20 protein-coding genes are annotated in these 18,134 nt (G+C 67.8%); 7 read left to right on the top strand and 13 right to left on the bottom strand.

All coding sequences use genetic code 11. The features are described from left to right. The first annotated feature begins 90 nt into the window (after positions 1 to 90). Together ykgO and B2515_RS06335 are read left to right on the top strand one after the other, a co-directional pair. A complete protein-coding gene (gene ykgO, locus B2515_RS06340) occupies positions 91 to 216 on the top strand; it encodes a type B 50S ribosomal protein L36 (RefSeq protein ID WP_003046794.1) in 126 nt (41 codons plus the stop codon). 53 nt (positions 217 to 269) lie between these two features. Continuing rightward, complete coding sequence (locus tag B2515_RS06335; RefSeq protein ID WP_293874942.1) at positions 270 to 866, top strand: HAD family hydrolase; 597 nt, start codon at positions 270 to 272, stop codon at positions 864 to 866. A 235-nt stretch (positions 867 to 1,101) separates the two neighbouring features. Here the strand turns inward: B2515_RS06335 and B2515_RS06330 are convergent, their stop codons facing one another. Then, positions 1,102 to 3,204 carry a RelA/SpoT family protein gene (locus tag B2515_RS06330; RefSeq protein ID WP_293874939.1) on the bottom strand — a complete coding sequence of 701 codons (2,103 nt, stop codon included), beginning with the start codon at positions 3,202 to 3,204 and terminating at the stop codon, positions 1,102 to 1,104. A gap of 118 nt (positions 3,205 to 3,322) precedes the next feature. Then, positions 3,323 to 3,643 carry a CC_3452 family protein gene (locus B2515_RS06325; protein WP_293874936.1) on the bottom strand — a complete coding sequence of 107 codons (321 nt, stop codon included), beginning with the start codon at positions 3,641 to 3,643 and terminating at the stop codon, positions 3,323 to 3,325. A 139-nt stretch (positions 3,644 to 3,782) separates the two neighbouring features. Between B2515_RS06325 and B2515_RS06320 the strand changes: the two genes are divergently transcribed. Continuing rightward, on the top strand, positions 3,783 to 4,259 hold the full coding sequence (locus B2515_RS06320; RefSeq protein ID WP_293875016.1) for a winged helix-turn-helix transcriptional regulator: 477 nt from the start codon (positions 3,783 to 3,785) through the stop codon (positions 4,257 to 4,259). 36 nt (positions 4,260 to 4,295) lie between these two features. Here B2515_RS06320 and B2515_RS06315 read toward each other — a convergent pair whose 3' ends face one another. The 3 genes from B2515_RS06315 to B2515_RS06305 are packed head-to-tail and all read right to left on the bottom strand — an operon-like array spanning position 4,296 to position 6,210. Beyond that, positions 4,296 to 4,727 carry an acyl-CoA thioesterase gene (locus B2515_RS06315; protein WP_293874933.1) on the bottom strand — a complete coding sequence of 144 codons (432 nt, stop codon included), beginning with the start codon at positions 4,725 to 4,727 and terminating at the stop codon, positions 4,296 to 4,298. Then, complete coding sequence (locus B2515_RS06310) at positions 4,724 to 4,996, bottom strand: DUF2061 domain-containing protein (protein ID WP_293874930.1); 273 nt, start codon at positions 4,994 to 4,996, stop codon at positions 4,724 to 4,726. Before B2515_RS06310 ends, B2515_RS06315 begins: the two co-directional genes overlap by 4 nt. Next, complete coding sequence (locus B2515_RS06305; RefSeq protein WP_293874927.1) at positions 4,996 to 6,210, bottom strand: LL-diaminopimelate aminotransferase; 1,215 nt, start codon at positions 6,208 to 6,210, stop codon at positions 4,996 to 4,998. The genes B2515_RS06310 and B2515_RS06305 overlap by 1 nt, the downstream gene beginning before the upstream one ends. Positions 6,211 to 6,355: 145 nt before the next feature. On the opposite strand from B2515_RS06305, the gene B2515_RS06300 reads away from it, so the two are divergent. The 3 genes from B2515_RS06300 to clpS all read left to right on the top strand — a co-directional run bounded on the left by B2515_RS06300 (position 6,356) and on the right by clpS (position 9,378). Next, positions 6,356 to 8,110, top strand: a complete 1,755-nt coding sequence (locus B2515_RS06300; RefSeq protein ID WP_293874924.1) for a PHA/PHB synthase family protein — start codon at positions 6,356 to 6,358, stop codon at positions 8,108 to 8,110. 363 nt (positions 8,111 to 8,473) lie between these two features. Continuing rightward, a complete protein-coding gene (locus tag B2515_RS06295) occupies positions 8,474 to 8,908 on the top strand; it encodes a phasin family protein (RefSeq protein ID WP_293874921.1) in 435 nt (144 codons plus the stop codon). A 140-nt stretch (positions 8,909 to 9,048) separates the two neighbouring features. Further along, positions 9,049 to 9,378, top strand: a complete 330-nt coding sequence (clpS, locus tag B2515_RS06290) for an ATP-dependent Clp protease adapter ClpS (protein ID WP_293875015.1) — start codon at positions 9,049 to 9,051, stop codon at positions 9,376 to 9,378. Positions 9,379 to 9,397: 19 nt separating this feature from the next. On the opposite strand, the gene B2515_RS06285 is transcribed toward clpS, so the two are convergent. Beyond that, entirely contained in the window at positions 9,398 to 10,129 is a 732-nt protein-coding gene (locus B2515_RS06285; RefSeq protein WP_293874918.1) for a Crp/Fnr family transcriptional regulator, read from the bottom strand. A gap of 129 nt (positions 10,130 to 10,258) precedes the next feature. On the opposite strand from B2515_RS06285, the gene murA reads away from it, so the two are divergent. Further along, the gene (gene murA / locus B2515_RS06280) at positions 10,259 to 11,542 is read left to right on the top strand and encodes a UDP-N-acetylglucosamine 1-carboxyvinyltransferase (RefSeq protein WP_293874915.1); all 1,284 of its coding nucleotides are present in this window, start codon (positions 10,259 to 10,261) and stop codon (positions 11,540 to 11,542) included. 41 nt (positions 11,543 to 11,583) lie between these two features. Here the strand turns inward: murA and B2515_RS06275 are convergent, their stop codons facing one another. The 7 genes from B2515_RS06275 to lgt form a co-directional block, all read right to left on the bottom strand. Beyond that, a complete protein-coding gene (locus B2515_RS06275; RefSeq protein ID WP_293874912.1) occupies positions 11,584 to 12,099 on the bottom strand; it encodes a phosphoribosyltransferase in 516 nt (171 codons plus the stop codon). Beyond that, positions 12,099 to 13,112 carry an adenosine deaminase gene (locus B2515_RS06270; protein ID WP_293874910.1) on the bottom strand — a complete coding sequence of 338 codons (1,014 nt, stop codon included), beginning with the start codon at positions 13,110 to 13,112 and terminating at the stop codon, positions 12,099 to 12,101. Before B2515_RS06270 ends, B2515_RS06275 begins: the two co-directional genes overlap by 1 nt. An 87-nt stretch (positions 13,113 to 13,199) precedes the next feature. Then, positions 13,200 to 14,513, bottom strand: coding sequence for a cystathionine gamma-synthase family protein (locus tag B2515_RS06265; RefSeq protein WP_293874908.1), 1,314 nt, complete (start codon positions 14,511 to 14,513; stop codon positions 13,200 to 13,202). A gap of 265 nt (positions 14,514 to 14,778) precedes the next feature. Next, positions 14,779 to 15,564: a peptidoglycan editing factor PgeF gene (gene pgeF / locus B2515_RS06260; RefSeq protein ID WP_414711369.1), complete on the bottom strand. Its 786-nt coding sequence runs from the start codon at positions 15,562 to 15,564 to the stop codon at positions 14,779 to 14,781. 2 nt (positions 15,565 to 15,566) lie between these two features. Next, entirely contained in the window at positions 15,567 to 16,076 is a 510-nt protein-coding gene (locus B2515_RS06255) for a GNAT family N-acetyltransferase (RefSeq protein WP_293874906.1), read from the bottom strand. After that, positions 16,073 to 17,074, bottom strand: a complete 1,002-nt coding sequence (locus B2515_RS06250) for a class I SAM-dependent methyltransferase (RefSeq protein ID WP_293875011.1) — start codon at positions 17,072 to 17,074, stop codon at positions 16,073 to 16,075. The genes B2515_RS06255 and B2515_RS06250 overlap by 4 nt, the downstream gene beginning before the upstream one ends. Before the next feature lie 148 nt (positions 17,075 to 17,222). Continuing rightward, positions 17,223 to 18,131 carry a prolipoprotein diacylglyceryl transferase gene (gene lgt, locus B2515_RS06245; RefSeq protein ID WP_293875009.1) on the bottom strand — a complete coding sequence of 303 codons (909 nt, stop codon included), beginning with the start codon at positions 18,129 to 18,131 and terminating at the stop codon, positions 17,223 to 17,225. Positions 18,132 to 18,134: the final 3 nt, after the last annotated feature.

Raw genomic sequence — 18,134 nt, 5'->3', positions numbered from 1 at the left:
CGCCCCGCGTTGCTTGACTATTGCGACCTCGGGTCTTAGGCGCTCGCGCTTTCACCGACACCGTCAATTTCGAAAAGAAGCGAATCGATCATGAAGATCCGCAATAGCCTGAAGTCGCTCAAGGACCGTCATCGCGACAACCGCGTGATCCGTCGCCGCGGCCGTACCTACGTCATCAACAAGACCAACCGCCGGTTCAAGGCGCGCCAGGGCTAAGCCACTTGGCGACACCTGCCGCCGTCGGATCGTCCGCGGCCGTTCCGACGGCCGTGATCTTCGACGTCGGCCGGGTCTTGTACGACTGGGATCCGCGGATCCTCTACCGGCGCCTGATCGCTGACGATCGGGCGCTGGATGCGTTCCTGCGTGACGTCGTCACGCACGAATGGCATTTCCAGCACGATGCCGGACGCGACTTCGCCGATACCTCGGCGGAGCTCGTCGCACTGTATCCGCAGCATGCCGACCTGATCGCCGCCTGGGGACCCCGGTTCCTGGAGAGCATCGGCGCACCGATCGCCGGCATGCACGCGCTGGTCGACGAACTGGAGGCGGCGGACGTGCCGCTGTTCGCGATCACCAACTTCAGCCACGAATTCTGGCCGCCGTTCCGCGCGCGCGAATCGGCGATGTTCGACCGGTTCCGCGACGTCGTCGTGTCGGGCGCCGAGAAGCTGGTGAAGCCCGATCCCGCCATTTACCGCCTCGCGCTCGACCGGTTCGGGCTGGAGGCGGCGCGAACGGTGTTCATCGACGACAATGCCGCGAACGTCGCCGGTGCGAGGGATGTCGACCTGATCGCGCTGCATTTCGTGGACGAGCCGACCTTGCGCGGCGAACTGCGGGGGCTGGGACTGCTGGCGTAAGGGCTTTCGCCGGTTCCCCGTCATCCCGGTTCTCTCCGTCATCCCGGCGAACGCCGGGACCCATGGTTGCGGTACGCCACCGGTGGCGCTCGCCCCGTACCTCATACCGTCACCCATCCATGGCTCCCGGCGTTCGCCCTGATGACGGGGATGGGGTCCGGCGTTTGCCGTGGTTACGGGCGTGGATCGCTGCCTCCTGGCACAGGCGCCTCGGCAGTACCGCGAAACCCCGTTGCTAGACCCGGTCCACCGCATTCACCGCATCCGCGGCGCGCAGGGCGGCGATGAGGCGCATCAGCTGGTGGATGTCGTGAACCTCGACGTCGATGACGTTGGTGTGGAACATCGAATCGCGCGTATCCAGCCGCAGCGCGATGATGTTGGCGCGATGGGCACCGATGATCGTCGAGACGATGCCGAGCGCGCCGGGTTCGTTCTTCACCTGCACCGCGATGCGGGCGACCGCGCCGTCGCTCTTGTCGCCCCAGTCGACGTCGACCCAGTCGGTTTCGTTGGCGCCGCGCTCCGCCAGTTCGGCGAGCACCGAACAGTCGATCGCATGCACTTCGATCCCCGCATCGGGGCGGCGCAGGCCGACGATCCGATCGCCCGGCACCGGGTGGCAGCATTCGGCGAGGTCGAAGGCGACGCCCGGGGTCAGCCCCTTGATCGAGATGGCGGTGGATTGCGGCGCCAGCAGCCCGACGTCCGCCCCCGCCGATCCCGGCATCAGCGCCTCCATCACCGCGGCGTCGGAAATGCTGCGCCGCGCGATCGCCGCCATCAGCGCCGCCTCGTCGGACAGTTTGAGCCGTTGCAGCGCATGATCGAGCGCGTCGCCGCCGATCGTCGCGGGCAGCCGCTGGACGATATCGTCGTACAGTTTGCGGCCGAGCGCGATCAGCTCGTCGCGCTCCTTGTGGCGCAGGTGGCGGCGGATACCCGCCAGCGCCTTGCCGGTGATCGCGAAGTTGAGCCAGCCGGGCTGCGGCACCTGTCCCTTGGACCGCAGCACCTGCACCTGGTCGCCATTCTCGATGACCGTCGACAGCGGCACGACGCGGCCGTTGATCTTGGCGCCCACCGCCTGGTCGCCGAGATCGGTGTGGACCGCATAGGCGAAGTCGATCGGGGTCGCGCCCTTGGGCAGCTGGATCAGCTCGCCCTTCGGCGTGAAGGCGAAGATGCGATCCTGGTACATCGCCATCCGCGTGTGCTCGAGCAGCTCCTCGGGGCTGCCCGCGGTTTCGAGGATCTCGACGAGGTCGGCGATCCAGCTGTGCTGGCTGTCGGCGCGGATCTTCTTTTCCTTGTACGCCCAATGCGCCGCCAGCCCGAATTCGGCTTCGGCATGCATGTCTGGGGTTCGGATCTGGATCTCGATCCGCGCATTGTCGGCGTGGATGACGCTGGTGTGGAGCGACCGGTAGCCGTTGCGCTTCGGCGTCGAGATGTAATCCTTGAATCGCCCCGGCACCATCGGCCAGCGGCGGTGGATGACGCCCAGCGTCCGGTAGCAATCCTCGATCGTCGGCACGATCGCGCGGAACGCCATGATGTCGCTGAGCTGTTCGAAGCTGATGTGGCGCTCGCTCATCTTGCGCCAGATCGAATAGGGATGCTTTTCGCGGCCATGGACCTCGGCCTCGATCCCGGCGCGGCCGAGCAGCAGCGTCAGCCCCGATCCGATCCGCGCGATCCGGTCGCCGCCGCCGGTCTTGAGCAGTTCCAGCCGCTTGCTGATCGATTCATACGCCTCGGGTTCGAGCTGTTCGAAGGCGAGCGTCTGCATCTCCTTCATGAACTCGTACATGCCGATCCGCTCGGCGAGCGGGGCGTAGATGTCCATCGTCTCCTTCGCGATCCGCCGCCGCTTCTCGGGCTTGGGAATGTGATGGAGCGTGCGCATGTTGTGGAGCCGGTCGGCGAGCTTGACCAGCAGCACGCGGATGTCGTCCGACATGGCGAGCAGGAATTTGCGCAGATTCTCGGCGGCGCGCTCGTTCTCGCTCTGCGCCTCGATCTTGGAGAGTTTGGTGACGCCGTCGACCAGCCGCGCGACATTGGTGCCGAACAGCCGCGTGATCTCTTCCGGCGTCGCGACCGTATCCTCGATCGTGTCGTGCAGGATCGCGGTCGCGATCGTCTCGTCGTCCAGCCTCAGGTCGGTGAGGATGCCGGCGACCTCGATCGGGTGGCTGAAATAGGGATCGCCGCTCGCGCGCTTCTGGCTGCCATGCGCCTGCATCGAAAAGACATAGGCGCGGTTGAGCAGCGCCTCGTCGGCGTCCGGGTCGTAGTCGAGCACGCGGTCGACCAGTTCATATTGCCGTAGCACAGCGCCCACATGGGGGACGGTCGTACCGCTTTGCAACATATTGTTGCGTTCCCGCGGACGATTCCTCGTCCGCGGGCAAAGGCATGCGTTCGTTTCGGGCCGAAGCGGACGGTCGCCCTCAGGCCTTCTTCGCCTTGGCGTTGCACTTGGCGAGCTGGTCGGCGTCATAGGCCTTGCCGCCGACCGAGAAGCTGGTCAGCGCGCCGACCTGACGGACGACGAGTTCGCACAGGACGGCGGGGCGCTCGGGCGCCTGGCCGGCGACGAAGGTGCCGTTCTGCAGCCGCCATGCGGTCGAGCGGGTGATGAAGCTCGACTTGGTCGAGGGGGCGGCCGGAACCGCGGCATAGACGTCGGCCGGCGCGGCTGCGGCGGGGGTGCCGGCCAGCGTGGCGACGAGGAAGGCGGCGACGGGGGCAAGCGTGGCGATCATCTTCATGGCGGCGGTCCTCCCGAACCTTTTTGTAATTGCGATGTCGCCGCCTACCGTTATAGGTTGCAGGTTGCAACTCAAAACCGACAAACCATTCCGCCCGGCGACGGTTTTGCGGTACGATCGCGCATTCGAGAGGATCACGATGGCGAAACCGGCGGATGCGCCCAAATTGCGGGAAACCTTACGCGAATGCAGCCTGCCGGCGGCGCTGGAGGCGATGGGTGAGCGCTGGGCGTTCCTGATCCTGCGCGCTTCCTTCAATGGCCTGCATCATTTCGAGGAATATCAGGCCGAACTCGGCATCGCCCGCAACATCCTCGCCAACCGGCTGGCGAGGCTGGTCGACCATGGCATCCTGCAACGGCAGCCGATGCCCGACGATCGCCGCAAGATCCGCTATACGCTGACGGAGAAGGGCCATGCCCTGCTGCCGACGATGATCGCGCTTCGGCAATGGGGCGAGCGCTGGGAGCTGGGCGTGCCGGCCTTCCCGATCCTCGTCGACACACGCGACCGCCGCCCGATCGCGCCGGTCGCGGTACACGCCCACGATGGCCGCGTGCTCGGCAAGGGCGACCTGATATGGGCACTGCCGGAGGATGTCGGCGTCACGGGCTGATGCCCGTGCGGACGGGCCCTGTGTTCCTGCGGAGCGCTATAGCGTCGCGAGGAATGCGCGTACGTCATCGCCGATCGCGACCGGGCGGCCGGTCGGCAAATGGACGTTGACCATCACCATGAGGATCTGCGCGTGGAGCGCGCCGGTGTCGCCATGCGCCAGGTCCATCGCCATCGTCAGGCTCGATCCACCAATTCGCGCGATCCGGACATGCGCGGCGACGGTATCGCCCCAGACGAAGGGCCTGAGATAATCCACCTCCGCCTTGCGGACGTGGAATTCGGTGTGCCGCCAGACGTCGCCCAGCGCCGCCTCGATCCCCGTCCATTCCCAGAATCCGGTCGCCGCGACGTCGGCATATTCGAGATAGCGCGAGTTGAAGACGACCTTCTGCCCGTCTATCTCGGCGTAACGGACGCGGAAGCGTGTCGAGAAGGCGAAGCCGTCCCGCGTGTCCTGTTGCGTCATGCGGGCGTCGCCACGCCCTCGCCCGACTGGTCGGGGCCGCCCGCATCCGGTCGATGTCCCCAGCGGACCAGCGACCAGGCGCGCTCGTGGAAATAGAACAGCAGGATCTTGGTGACGACCTCGGTTCCCGCGATCGATCCGGCGATCTTGGCATTGCCGCTGGTGAACAGCATGCCGAGAATGAAGGTGTCGATCGACCCGACGGTGCGCCATGACACCGCCTTCACGAATGACCGCGGATGGCTTTCCAGCCCGCGAAAGACGAACATCAGCCCGCCTTCTGCGATTGGCCGGGGGTGTTGACGCCCATCGTCTGGAGGTAGCGTTTCACGTTTCGCGCTGCCTGCCGCAGCCGCTGTTCGTTCTCGACCAGCGCGATCCGCACGAAGCCCTCGCCATTCTCGCCATAGCCGACGCCCGGCGCGACCGCGACCTGGGCATGGGTCAGCAACTGCTTGGAGAATTCGAGGCTGCCGAGATGCGCGACCGCGGGTGGCAACGGCGCCCAGGCGAACATGCTCGCGCGCGGGGAGGGGATGTCCCAGCCGGCGCGCGCGAAGCTTTCGACCAGCACGTCGCGGCGCTTGTGGTACAATTGCCGGTTGGTTTCGACGATGTCCTGCGGACCGTTGAGCGCGGCGCAGGCGGCGGCCTGGATCGGGGTGAAGGCACCGTAGTCGAGATACGACTTCACCCGCGTCATCGCCGCGATCAGCGTCTTGTTGCCGACCGCGAAGCCGATCCGCCAGCCGGCCATGCTGTACGTCTTGCTGAGCGAGGTGAATTCGACCGCGACGTCCTTCGCGCCCTTCACCTGCAGGATCGAGGGCGTCGGATTGCCGTCGTAATAAAGCTCGGAATAGGCAAGGTCTGAGATGATCCAGACCTTGTTCTCCTTCGCCCACGCCACCAGCCGCTCGTAGAAGGCGAGATCGACCGCCTCCGCGGTCGGGTTGGACGGATAGTTGACCACCAGCACCGACGGGCGCGGCACGGTGAAGGCCATCGCGCGCTCGAGGCTCTCGAAATAGGCCTCGTCCGGGGTCGTCGGCACCGCGCGGATCGTCGCGCCGGCGATGATGAAGCCGAAGGTGTGGATCGGATAGGACGGATTGGGCGCGAGCACCACGTCGCCCGGCGCGGTGATCGCGGTGGCGAGGCTGGCCAGCCCCTCCTTCGACCCCATCGTCACCACGACCTCCGTCTCCGGATCGAGGTCGACGCCGAAACGGCGGCCATAATAGTTCGCCTGCGCGCGGCGGAGGCCGGGAATACCCTTCGACTGGGAATAGCCGTGCGCGTCGGGCTTGCGGGTCACCTCGATCAGCTTGTCGAGGACATGCGCGGGCGGCGGCAGGTCGGGATTGCCCATGCCGAGGTCGATGATGTCCTCGCCCGCCGCACGCGCCGCGGCCCGCATGCCGTTCACTTCGGCGATGACATAGGGCGGCAGGCGCTTGATGCGGTAGAAGTCGTCGGACATGGGTCACCTTGTAATGGACCCGCACACCCTACGCCCGCCGCGCCCCTTTCACCACTTCAAACCGCCGGGGTGACGCCCCGGCCGCGCTAATCCGGTTCCCACGGGCCCCCGCCGCCGCTACGGTAGCGCGCAGGAAGAGGATGCCATGGCCGATCACCACGACGACCAGACCGCCCGCCCCACGACCGGCGCGCCCGATCTCGCCGATCTGCAGCACTGGACCTGGGTGATGGGCCGGGCGCAGCAGATGATGATGGAGCAGGGGCTCGGCCTGATGCAGGCGGGGCAGACGCCCGATTCGGCATCGCCCTTCGCCAGTCCCGCGCTGCTCCAGCAGACGCAGGACTATTGGCGGGACAATCTCGCCCTCTGGCAGCGTTTCGTCGATCCCGCCGCCGCGGTGCCGCCGCCGCCGCAGTCCGAGGGGGATGCCCGCGACAAGCGCTTCAAGGCCGCGGCGTGGCGCGACGACCCCTATTTCGACTGGATCCGCCGCAGCTACAATCTGATCGCCGATCATATGCTGCGCGGCGTCGATGCGCTCGACGGCGTGCCCGAGAAGCAGAAGGAGCAATTGCGCTTCGCCGCGCGCGGGCTGGTCGATGCGATGAGCCCGTCGAACTTCCCGATGACCAATCCCGAGGTGGTCGAGAAGACGATCGAAACCAGGGGCCAGAACCTGCTCGATGGCCTGCGCAACATGCTCGCCGACATCGGCAAGGGGCAACTGACCCATACCAGCGAGGGCGCGTTCGAAGTCGGGCGCAATCTGGCGATGACCCCGGGCAAGGTGGTCAAGCGCACCGCTTTGTACGAACTGATCCAGTACACGCCGACGACCGAACGGGTGCTGGCGACGCCGCTGGTGATCTTTCCGCCCTGGATCAACCGCTTCTACATCCTCGACCTGACGCCGGAGAAGAGCTTCATCCGCTGGGCGGTGGAGCAGGGCATCACCGTGTTCATGGTGTCGTGGAAGTCGGCGGACGCATCGATGAAGGACGTGATCTGGGACGATTACGTCGCCGCGCAGGTCGAGGCGGTCGATACGATCCGCGCGTTGCTCGACGTGCCGTCGGTCCACACGATCGGCTATTGCGTCGCCGGCACCACGCTGGCCGCGACGCTGGCGCTGCTCGCCGCGCGCGACGAGGCGGACAAGGTCGCGAGCGCCACCTTCTTCACCGCGCAGGTCGACTTCGCTCGCGCCGGCGAATTGCAGAATTTCGTCACCGAGGAACAGCTGGCGCTGATCGGCGCGCTGTCGCCGCAGGGCTTCCTCGACGGGCGTTACATGGCGGCGACGTTCAACCTGTTGCGCGGTCGCGACCTGATCTGGAACTACGTCACCAACAATTACCTGCTGGGGTCGGACTATACCCCGTTCGACCTGCTCCACTGGAACGGCGATACCACCAACCTGCCGTCGAAATGGCATCTGTCGTACCTGACCGATCTGTATCGCGACAATCTGCTGGTGCAGCCGGGTGCGATGTCGGTCGCGGGCGAGGCGCTCGACCTCACCCGCGTGACCACGCCGGCCTATGTCCAGGCGGGGCGCGAGGATCATATCGCGCCGGCGGACAGCGTGTGGAAGATCACGCAGCTGTTCCGCGGACCGCTCCGCTTCGTCCTCGCCGGGTCGGGCCATATCGCCGGCGTCGTCAACCCGCCGGCCGCGGGCAAATATCAATATTGGACCAACGAATCGGGTGCGCAGAGCCTTGCCGACTTCGTCGCGGGCGCGACCGAGACCCGGGGCAGCTGGTGGCCCGACTGGATCGTCTGGCTGCGGGATCGCGGCGACGACGAGGTGGCGGCCGAGGGCGCGCGCCATCCCGGCGAAGGTGCGCTGCCCGCATTGGGAGAGGCGCCGGGCGACTATGTCCGTGCCCGCTGATTACATTATGTTGCACTGCACAAAATGGCTTGATCCCTAACGTCGCTTCGCCTATTGCTGCGTTGCAGCATAATTGCGGGAGTAGGATCATTGGACGATAATGTCCCCAAGCCGCCGGTGAAGAACGCGCGTGCGCGTCGCGATGGCGCCGCCAAGCCGCAGCGTCAGGCACCCCGGCGTCCGGACCTCACTCCCCCGCCATCCAAGCCGACCGGCAGCAAGCCGGCCCCCGTGGAACAGCCCGTCCCCGTATCGCCGGTGCCCGCGCCGGTGCCGGTGGCGACGCTGCCCACGCCCGTGATCGCGGCTCCGCCCGTAGAGGCACCCGCACCCGTTACCCCACCCGCAGCGAAGGAAGTCATCATGGAAACGATCGAAAACGTCACCGCCAAGACCCAGACCGTGTTCAACGACGCGACCGAGCGCGCCAAGGGTGCGGTCGAGAAGAGCCAGAAGCTGTTCGAAGAGGCCAATGAGTTCGGCAAGGGCAACGTCGAGGCGCTGGTCGAATCGTCGAAGATCGCCGCCCGCGGCATCGAGGCGATCGGCCAGGAAGCCGCCGCCTTCGCCAAGAAGTCGTTCGAGGAGGCGACCACCGCCGCCAAGACGATGAGCAGCGTCAAGTCGCCGACCGAGCTGATGAAGCTGCAGTCGGACTATGTCCGCGCGGCGTTCGACGCGATGGTCCAGCAGACCTCGCGCAACACCGAAGCGATGCTGAAGCTCGCCGGCGAAGTGGTGCAGCCGCTGTCGAACCGCGCGGCGCTCGCCGCCGAGAAGCTGAAGATCGCGGCGTAATTCCGACGCATCGACTGGACGATGGGGGCGGCCGCAGCAATGCGGTCGCCCTTTTCGCGTCATCAGCGCCTCGCCCCCCTTGCCCCCGCGGCCCCGCATGCCATATTTTGGCGATCCACATGACAGCTGAACCGATCACCATGGCCGAACGCCGCGACGATGGGACGGACGAGGGAACCGGCACCGGCCTCGCCACCAAGACGCGCTCGAAGACCAAGCAGCCGACGCCCTATCGGGTGCTGATGCTCAACGACGATTACACGCCGATGGAATTCGTCGTGCTGTGCCTCCAGCGGTTCTTCCGCATGAACATGGAGGAAGCGACGCGGGTGATGCTCCACGTCCACCAGAAGGGCGTCGGGGTGTGCGGCGTCTTTTCCTACGAGGTGGCCGAGACCAAGGTCGGGCAGGTCATCGACTTCGCACGTCAGAACCAGCATCCGCTGCAATGCACGCTGGAAAAGGCCTGAACGGTCCGGCTGGCACCGCCTAGCGCGGGTCGGGCAGCCAGCCGAGGTCGAGCCCCGCGCGGCGATCGACATGATGCGCGGTCCGCGCCAGTCCCGCCTCGTCGAGCATCGTGAACCGTCCACCGTTACGCGCGATCAGCCCGTCCTGTTCGAGCTGCCGGAGCATGCGGTTGACGTGCACCGCGGTCAGCCCGGTGGCATCGCCGATCTCCTCCTGCGTCAGTCCCAGCGTGAAGGTGGCGCCGATCGTCGGGTCCAGCACCCGCAGCCGGTTGCGGATCTCGATCAGCAGCGCGGCGACGCGCGCCTTGGCGGAGGTGCGGCCCAGCCCCGCGAGCCGGTCGGTCAGGGCGACCCGCTCGATCTGCCCGGCAGCGACCAGCAGCGCCGACAGGCGGGGATGCCCGACGGCGAGCTCCGCCACCGCCGACCGGTCGACGAGGGCCACCGCACATTCGGTCAGCGCGATCACCGTTTCGGGCGAACTGCGATAGACCAGCCCGGCCATCGCGATCAGGTCGCCGCGGAACAGGAAGCGCAGGATCTGGCGGCTGCCGTCGGGGAGGATGACGTAGCTCATCATCGTGCCGCGTTTCAGCACGAACAATTCGGTCAGTTTGTCGTTTTCGCGCAGCAAGATGGCACCGCGGCGCAATGTCCGCTCGCGCTGTTCCAGCCCCTCCAACGCCGCCTGCTCGTTCGCCGAGAGGTCGATCAATTCGCCGAGACGTTCGGCGAGATAACTGGCCACGCGGTCGCATTCCCCAAAACTTGTCGAGGGCGAGTAAGCAAACACCCGAAACGACTGCATTAAAATCGATCAATCGCGCTCGTTCGATTGTCGCCTTGCACCGCTGCCGCAGCGCGCTAGACGCGTCTGATGGACCGTATCCTCATCCGTGGCGGCAACCGCCTGTCGGGCCGCCTGCCGATCTCCGGCGCCAAGAACGCCGCACTCACGCTGATGCCCTGCGCCTTGCTCACCGACGAGCCATTGACGTTACGGAATCTGCCGCGTCTGGCCGATGTCGACGGCTTCGGGCACCTGCTCAACCAGCTCGGCGCGTCGACCGCGATCGAGGGAACGCGGCCCGAGGATTTCGGCCGGGTGATGACGATCCGCGCGGGCAAACTGACCTCGACCGAGGCTCCGTACGATATCGTACGCAAGATGCGCGCCTCGATTCTGGTGCTCGGCCCGGTGCTGGCGCGCGCGGGGGAGGCGACCGTATCGCTGCCCGGCGGCTGCGCGATCGGCAACCGCCCGATCGACCTCCACCTGAAGGCGCTCGAGGCGATCGGCGCGGAGCTGGAAATGGCGGCGGGCTACGTCAAGGCGATCGCGCCCGGCGGACGGCTGTCGGGCGGCCGCTATCGCTTCCCGGTGGTGTCGGTCGGCGCGACCGAGAATGTCGTGATGGCGGCGGTGCTCGCCCGTGGTAGCAGCGTGATCGAGAATGCGGCGCGCGAGCCGGAGATCGTCGACCTGTGCAACTGCCTGGTCGCGATGGGCGCGCGCATCGGCGGGATCGGTACCGACACGCTGGAGATCGAGGGCGTCGATCGCCTGCACGGCGCCACCTATGCGGTGATGCCCGACCGGATCGAGGCGGGCAGCTATGCCTGCGCGGCGGCGATCACCGGCGGTTCGCTGGAGCTGGTCGGCGCGAACGCCGCCGATATGCAGGCGACGATCGATGCGCTGCGTCAGGCGGGCGTCACCGTCGAGACGACGAAGGACGGCGTCAAGGTGGAGGCGAACGGGCCGCTGGGGCCGGTCGATATCTCCACCTCGCCCTATCCCGGCTTCGCGACCGACATGCAGGCGCAGTTCATGGCGATGCTGTGCATGGCGACCGGCACCAGCGTGCTGACCGAGACGATCTTCGAGAACCGCTACATGCACGTGCCGGAACTGGCGCGGATGGGCGCGGACATCCAGGTCCATGGCCGCACCGCCCTGGTCAAGGGTGTCGACCGGCTGGTCGGCGCGCCGGTGATGGCGACCGACCTGCGCGCCTCGATGAGCCTGATCCTCGCCGGGCTGGCGGCGGAGGGCGAAACCGCCGTCGCCCGCGTCTATCACCTCGACCGCGGCTATGAGCGGCTGGAAGAGAAACTGTCCGCGGTCGGCGCCGACATCGAGCGCGCCAGCGACGGCTGACCGGCCGGGTCGGGGCCGGGACGCCGCCGCAGCAGCCGCTGTCAGGCGATCCGGTCCGGCACTTCGGCGGCATCCTCCGCGATCGCCGCGGCCGGCGCGACCGCTTCCCAGGGAAACACGAACCAGTCCTTGGTCGTGCGACGGTCGATCGTCCGCGCGTGATAGTCGACACGCTCGGCGGAGCTGACGTTGTCGATCAGCGTCGCAAAGCGCATCACCGCCGCCGTCGCCCCCGCCGCGGCAAGCACGCCGCGGATATGCGCGATCGTGCGACCGGAATCGTTGATGTCGTCGACGAACAGCAGCTTCTCGCCGGCGCGCGTCCGCCCGGCGAGGCGGAACAGCGGCGCTTCGGCGAAATCGTCGACCTTGCTCGAATAATCGACCGACAGCATCGGCAGCCCGGTCGCATGGCTGAGGTAGACCGCGGGGGCGAGGCCGCCGCGGCCGATGCCGATGATGAAATCGGGCGTCCAGCCGCTGGCGGCGATGCCGGCGGCGAGCGCATGGACGTCGGCGACGAAATCGTCGTGGCCGATCGGGGTGAACACCGGCATCACTGCGCCTCCACATAGGCATCGAGCGCGGCGAGATGCGTCGCCACCGCATCGTCGGGCAGGAACGACCCGAGGAAGCTGTTGCGCGCCAGCAGCGCAAGATCGTCGCGGTCCAGCCCGCGCGCCTCGGCGGCGGCGCGGTAATTGTCGGCGACATAGCCGCCGAAATAGGCGGGGTCGTCGGAATTGATCGTCGCGCGCAGCCCCTCGCGCAGCATCCGGTCGATCGGATGGTCGGCCATGGCATCGACCACGCAGAGCTTGAGATTGGACAGCGGACAGACGGTCAGCGTCATGCCGGTGCGCGCCAGCCGGGCGGTGAGCACCGGGTCTTCCAGGCTGCGGTTGCCGTGATCGAGCCGGTCGATGCCGAGCAGGTCGAGCGCCTGATGGACATATTCGGGCGGCCCCTCCTCGCCGGCATGCGCGACCAGCCGCAGCCCGGCGGCGCGCGCGGCGGCGAAGACGCGGGCGAATTTCTCCGGTGGATGGCCCAGTTCGGACGAATCGAGGCCGACCGCGGCGATATGCGCGAGCCACGGCTGCGCCGCCTCGAACGTCGCGAAAGCATCCGCCTCGTCGAGGTGGCGCAGGAAGCTGAGGATCAGCCTCACGCTCATGCCGTGGCGCGCTTCGGCATCGGCGATGCCGTCGAGCAGGCCGGTGATGACGGTCTCGAACGCCACGCCGCGGGCGGTGTGGGTCTGCGGATCGAACATGATCTCGGCGTGCCGTACCCCGTCGGCGGCGGCGCGATCGAAGTAAGCGACGGCGAGATCGCGGAAATCCTCCCGCGTCAGCAGGACGTTCGCGCCCTGGTAATAGATGTCGAGGAAGTCCTGGAGGTTGTTAAACGCATAGGCGGCGCGCACCGCCTCGACGCTGGCGAAGGGGATGGCGACGCCGTTGCGTTCGGCCAGCGCGAACATCAGTTCGGGCTCGAGGCTCCCCTCGATATGCAGGTGCAGTTCCGCCTTGGGCAGGCCGGCGATGAAGGTCGAAAGATCGGACATGCCGCATCATCGCGGCATTGCCGCATGGGGGCAAGGGCGGGATGGCGGCCGGCTCCCCTCCCTCGAACGGGAGGGGAGGGGCGGGGCTCAGATCGCGTTGAGCGCCTGGTCGAAGTCGGCGATCAGGTCGTCGGCGTCCTCGACGCCGATCGAGATGCGGACCAGATTGTCGGTGATGCCGAGCGCCGCCTTGCGCTCTTCCGGCACCGACAGATGCGTCATCGCCGCCGGGTGGCTGGCGAGCGTCTCGGTGCCGCCCAGCGACACCGCCAGCTTGGCGATGCGGAGCGCGTCGAGGAAGCGGAACGCCTCCGCCTCGCCGCCCTTGACGATCAGCGAGAAGGTCGAGCCGGCACCGGTGCAATGGCGCGCGTAGATGTCCGCCTGCCGCTCCATGCCGGGCGTGTCGGGCAGGAAGCCGAGATAGCCGACGCGTTCGACCTTGGGGTGATGGCGCAGGAAGTTGCAGACCTTGACCGCATTCTCGCCGGCGCGGCTCATCCGCAGTTCCAGCGTCTCGAGGCTACGCAGCAGCATCCACGCGGTATGCGGGTCGCAGATCGTACCGATCGTGTTGCGCATCGACCGGATCGTGTTGATGTGCGCCTTCGTCCCCAGCACGCCGCCCGCGACCAGATCGCTGTGGCCGCCGGCATATTTGGTGAGGGAATAGACGACGATGTCGGCGCCGTGGCGCAGCGGCTGTTGCCACAGCGGCCCGAGGAAGGTGTTGTCGATCGCGATCGGCGGCTTTTCGTCCGCGTCGGCGAAGATCGCGTCGCGGCTGGCGGCGACCGCCTCGATATCGACCAGCGCGTTGGTCGGGTTGGCGGGGCTTTCGAGGTAGATCAGCGCGACATGGCCGGTCTTCGCCTCGGTCAGCACCGCGTCGATCTCCGCGCGGGTCGCGCCGGCGGGAAAGTCGAGCCACTTGACCCCGAACTTGCCGAGGATACGGCCGATCAGCGTCTCGGTCGCCGCATAGAGCGGGCCGGAATGGACGATCGTGTCGCCGGGCTTGGTCATCGCGAGGAACAGCGTCGCGATCGCCGACATGCCGCTGGAAAAGGCGAGCGCGTCCTCCGCCTCTTCCCAGATGCCGAGCCGGTCCTCGAGGATCTCCTGGTTCGGGCCGTTGAAGCGCGAATAGACGAGACCGTCGGCACCGCCCGGGCGCTTGCCGGTGACGCCCTCGAAATGGCGCTTGCCGGCGGCGGCGTTGGGGAAGACGAAGGTCGAGGTGAGGAAGATCGGCGGCTTCAGCGCGCCTTCGGACAGCGCCGGGTCGAAGCCGTGGCCCATCATCATCGTGCTGGGCTTCAGCTTGCGATCGCCGATCCGCTCCACCTGGGGGGCGGGGGTGCCGCTGGCTACGCCGGTCATCTCTGCTTCGTCGGGCATGCAACTCTCCTTATGACAGGAGCATAGACCTTGATCGTATCGAATGAAACGATCCATGCGGCGGGCAGAGCGGGCGAAACGGTCGCCGACATGGACAACATGAACACCTTGGCGAAAACGATCCGGCCCCATCGTTTCCATTCCTGTACCGATCCGCCGCCCCGCCACGGTCGTCATCCGATAGAGCCGGCGGGCAGCGTAGGACAGGGGACAGCCGTTTTCCGAAGCCGATCAGGGGTTTGCCGTCACCGTCGTCCAACGGGCGCTAACCGGCGGCGATGAGGCTGATCTGGCGCCCGTAATCCGCCTCTGCCCGGTGCGTGGCGCGGCGGAAGCTGAAGAAGCGGTCCTCGTCGGCATAGGTGTCGAGGCCGAGCGCCTCGATCCGGGTCAGGTCGGCGGCGGCGAGGCGATGGGCGACATAGGCTTCGAGGTCGAACTGGTGGTGACCGGCGCGCGCGGGCGCGAAAAAACGCTCGTTCGCCGGATCGGCGGCGGCGAAGGTGCGCAGGAAGCCGTCGTCGACCTCGTAGGAGGCGCGGGCGATGCACGGGCCGATCGCGGCGACGATGCGCTCGCGGTGCGCGCCGAGCGCGGTCATCGCCGCGATCGTCGCGTCGGTGACGCCGCCGATCGCGCCCTTCCACCCGGCATGCGCCGCGCCGACGACGCCGGCCTCGCGGTCGGCGAACAGCACCGGCGCGCAATCGGCGGTGAGGATGCCGAGCAGCACGCCGGGGCGATCGGTGACCATCGCGTCCGCCTGCGGCCGGTCGGCCTCGGCCCAGGGCGCCCCGACCGTCACCACGTCGGCGGAATGAACCTGATACAGGGTAGTCAGGGTCGCACCCGGCGCCACCGCGGCGGCGGCGAGGCGGCGGTTGCCGGCGACGGCGGCGGGATCGTCCAGAGATCCCAGTCCGACGTTGAGCCCCGCGGTCGCCCCGACCGACAGACCGCCGCGCCGGCCGAGGAAGCCATGCGCCACTCCCGACAGGCGGCGCGCCCGGATGACCTCCACCGTCATGCCATCCACCGTCATGTCATCCATCGTCACAGGGTGAGCCGCATCAGATGATCCTCGTCGGCGTGGTTGCCGACCATGAAGGTGTAGAGGCCGATTTCCTCGAACCCGTAGCGTTCGTAGAAGCGGCGTGCGCGTACGTTGTCGACATAGACCGAAAGGAACAGCTCCGCCGCGCCCCGTTCGCGGGCGATGGCGATCACCCGGTCCATCATCCGTGCGGCAAGGCCGCTGCCCTGCTGGCCGGCGACGAGGTACAATTGCCGCAGTTCGATCATCGGCCCGGCGGGTTCGACGGGCAGCGCATGCGGTCCCAGCTTGGCGAAACCGACCGCGACGCCCTCCTCCTCCGCCAGCAGGAAGGCGAAGGCGGGGTCGGCGAGTTCCGCCCGCCAGCGTTCCAGCGTCAGCCCGTCGAGGAAGGCGGCAAGGTCGGCGGGGGCGTAGAGATGGCCGAAGGTCGCGGTGAAACATTCGGTCATCACCGCGGCGATCGTCTCCGCATCGGCGACCGTCGGAGTGCGCAGCGTCGTGGTCATGCGCCGAACGCCGCCGGCACGGGCCAGTCGCGATGCGTCACCGCGAGCGCCTTGAACAGCGTCCCCATGTCCTCCATCAGCCGCGACCGGTCGGCGAGGATCGCGGTCGCCCGGTCGGGCGCGTGGCGGGCGAGCGCGCTCGCGCGGCCATCGATGCCCAATTGGCCGAGCAGGTCGCGCTGCGTCACCGGCCCCCAGGCGACCGCGCCCGCGGCCTGCGCCGCGGCGGCGAGCGTGGTGAAATCGACGTGCGCGGACAGGTCGGTGTCGCCCGGCGCCTCGAACGGATTGGCGAAGGCATGGCCGCGTACCGCCTGCAGCGTTTCGGCGAGCGCGGAGCCTTCGTAGCCATAGTCGACCGCGAGCAGCGCGCCGCCCTGCGCCGCGATCCGCCGGGCGAGCGACGCCATCACGCCGACGCTCGCGGGCGAAATCTCCAGCACCGATCCGGCGGGCGCGTCGCGGAGCGGTTCGGGCAGCAGTTCGACCGGCACCGGCTTGCCCGCGATCGGCAGGAACAATGTGTCCTGACAGGCGACGAGCCGTTCATGCCAGCCGCCCCCGCCATCGCCCGTACCGCGACGGATCAGCTGGCGGATCGGCAGTGCGTCGAAAAATTCGTTGGCGACGACGATCAGCGCGGTGTCGGCGGGCAGCGTGTCGACCGTGTCGTGCCAGGTGGCATCGGGCACGCGGTCCGCCTGTGCGGCGCGGAGCAGCGGGCTGGTTTCGACGAAATGGACCGGCGGCGTCAGCCCCGCCTTGGCCATCGCGCGCAGGGCATCGGCGGCGAGCGTCCCGCGGCCCGGCCCCAGCTCGACCCAGGCGACGGCGGGCCGCCCGGCGCGGTCCCACAGGTCCGCGCACCACAGGCCGATCAGCTCGCCGAACATCTGGCTGATCTCCGGCGCGGTGGTGAAGTCGCCGGCGGCGCCCAACGGATCGCGCGTCGCGTAATAATGCGCATTGGCGGCGGCCATGAACTGCGACACCGGCATCGGTCCGGCGAGCGTGATGGCGCGGGCGAGACGGTCGGGAAGGGAGGCTTCGGTCACCCCGCCGGAATGACGGCGGGGCGGGGGCGGCGCAAGGGGGTAACCGGGCCGCCGCCCGCGCTCGTCGTCATCGTCGCGCCGACGGGCTTCGCTACGCGACGCTCTGCGACCCCGCGATCGGCTCCACCCGCGTGCGGCGGCCGGGGGCGGTGAGGATCAGGTACAGGCCGCCGGCGATCATCGGCACGCACAGCCACTGGCCCATGTGAATGCCGGTCGCCTCGATGAAGGTGCCGCGGAACTGCGCATCGGGTTCGCGGAAGAATTCGACGATGAAGCGCGCGACGCCATATCCGAGCACGAACAGGCCGACGAGCCGGCCAGGCTGGTAGCGCGCTTTCGTCCGCCAGAAGGCGAACCACAGGATCGCGAACAGGACGATCCCCTCGAGTCCCGCCTCGTACAGCTGGCTGGGGTGACGCGCCGGCTCGGGCACGTCGAACGGCACGGTGCGTTCGAACACGATCGCCCATGGCACGTCGGCGGGCTTGCCCCACAATTCGCCGTTCACGAAATTGGCGAGCCGGCCGAAGAACAGGCCGAACGGCACCACGCAGGCGATGTAGTCGTGCACCCGCAGCCAGTCGAGCCGGTGCTTGCGCGCGAACAGGATCAGCCCGATCGAGGTGCCGATGACGCCGCCGTGGAAGCTCATCCCGCCGTCCCACAAGCGGAAGATGCGCAGCGGATGCAGGAACATGTCGGGCGCGTAGAACAGCACATAGCCGATCCGCCCGCCCAGGATGATGCCCAGCGTCGCATAGAAGACGAGGTCGTCGGCATGGCGCCGCGCCATCGGCGCGCCCGGCTGTGCGAGCAGCTTCAGCAGATACCACCAGCCGACCAGGATGCCGGCGATATAGGCGAGGCTGTACCAGCGCAGCGTGAAGAAGCCGATCGAGAAGATGTCGGGATGCAACCCGAGATCGGCGAAGCGGATATGGCTGCCGCCCGTGCCCAGCGTGTTCTGGACGACGGTGGGGGCGGCGGCGGCGAGCATGGA

The organism is Sphingomonas sp. UBA978 (genome assembly GCF_002292295.1).
Classification (GTDB): domain Bacteria; phylum Pseudomonadota; class Alphaproteobacteria; order Sphingomonadales; family Sphingomonadaceae; genus Sphingomonas.
This window is presented reverse-complemented; position numbering and strand designations above follow the sequence as displayed.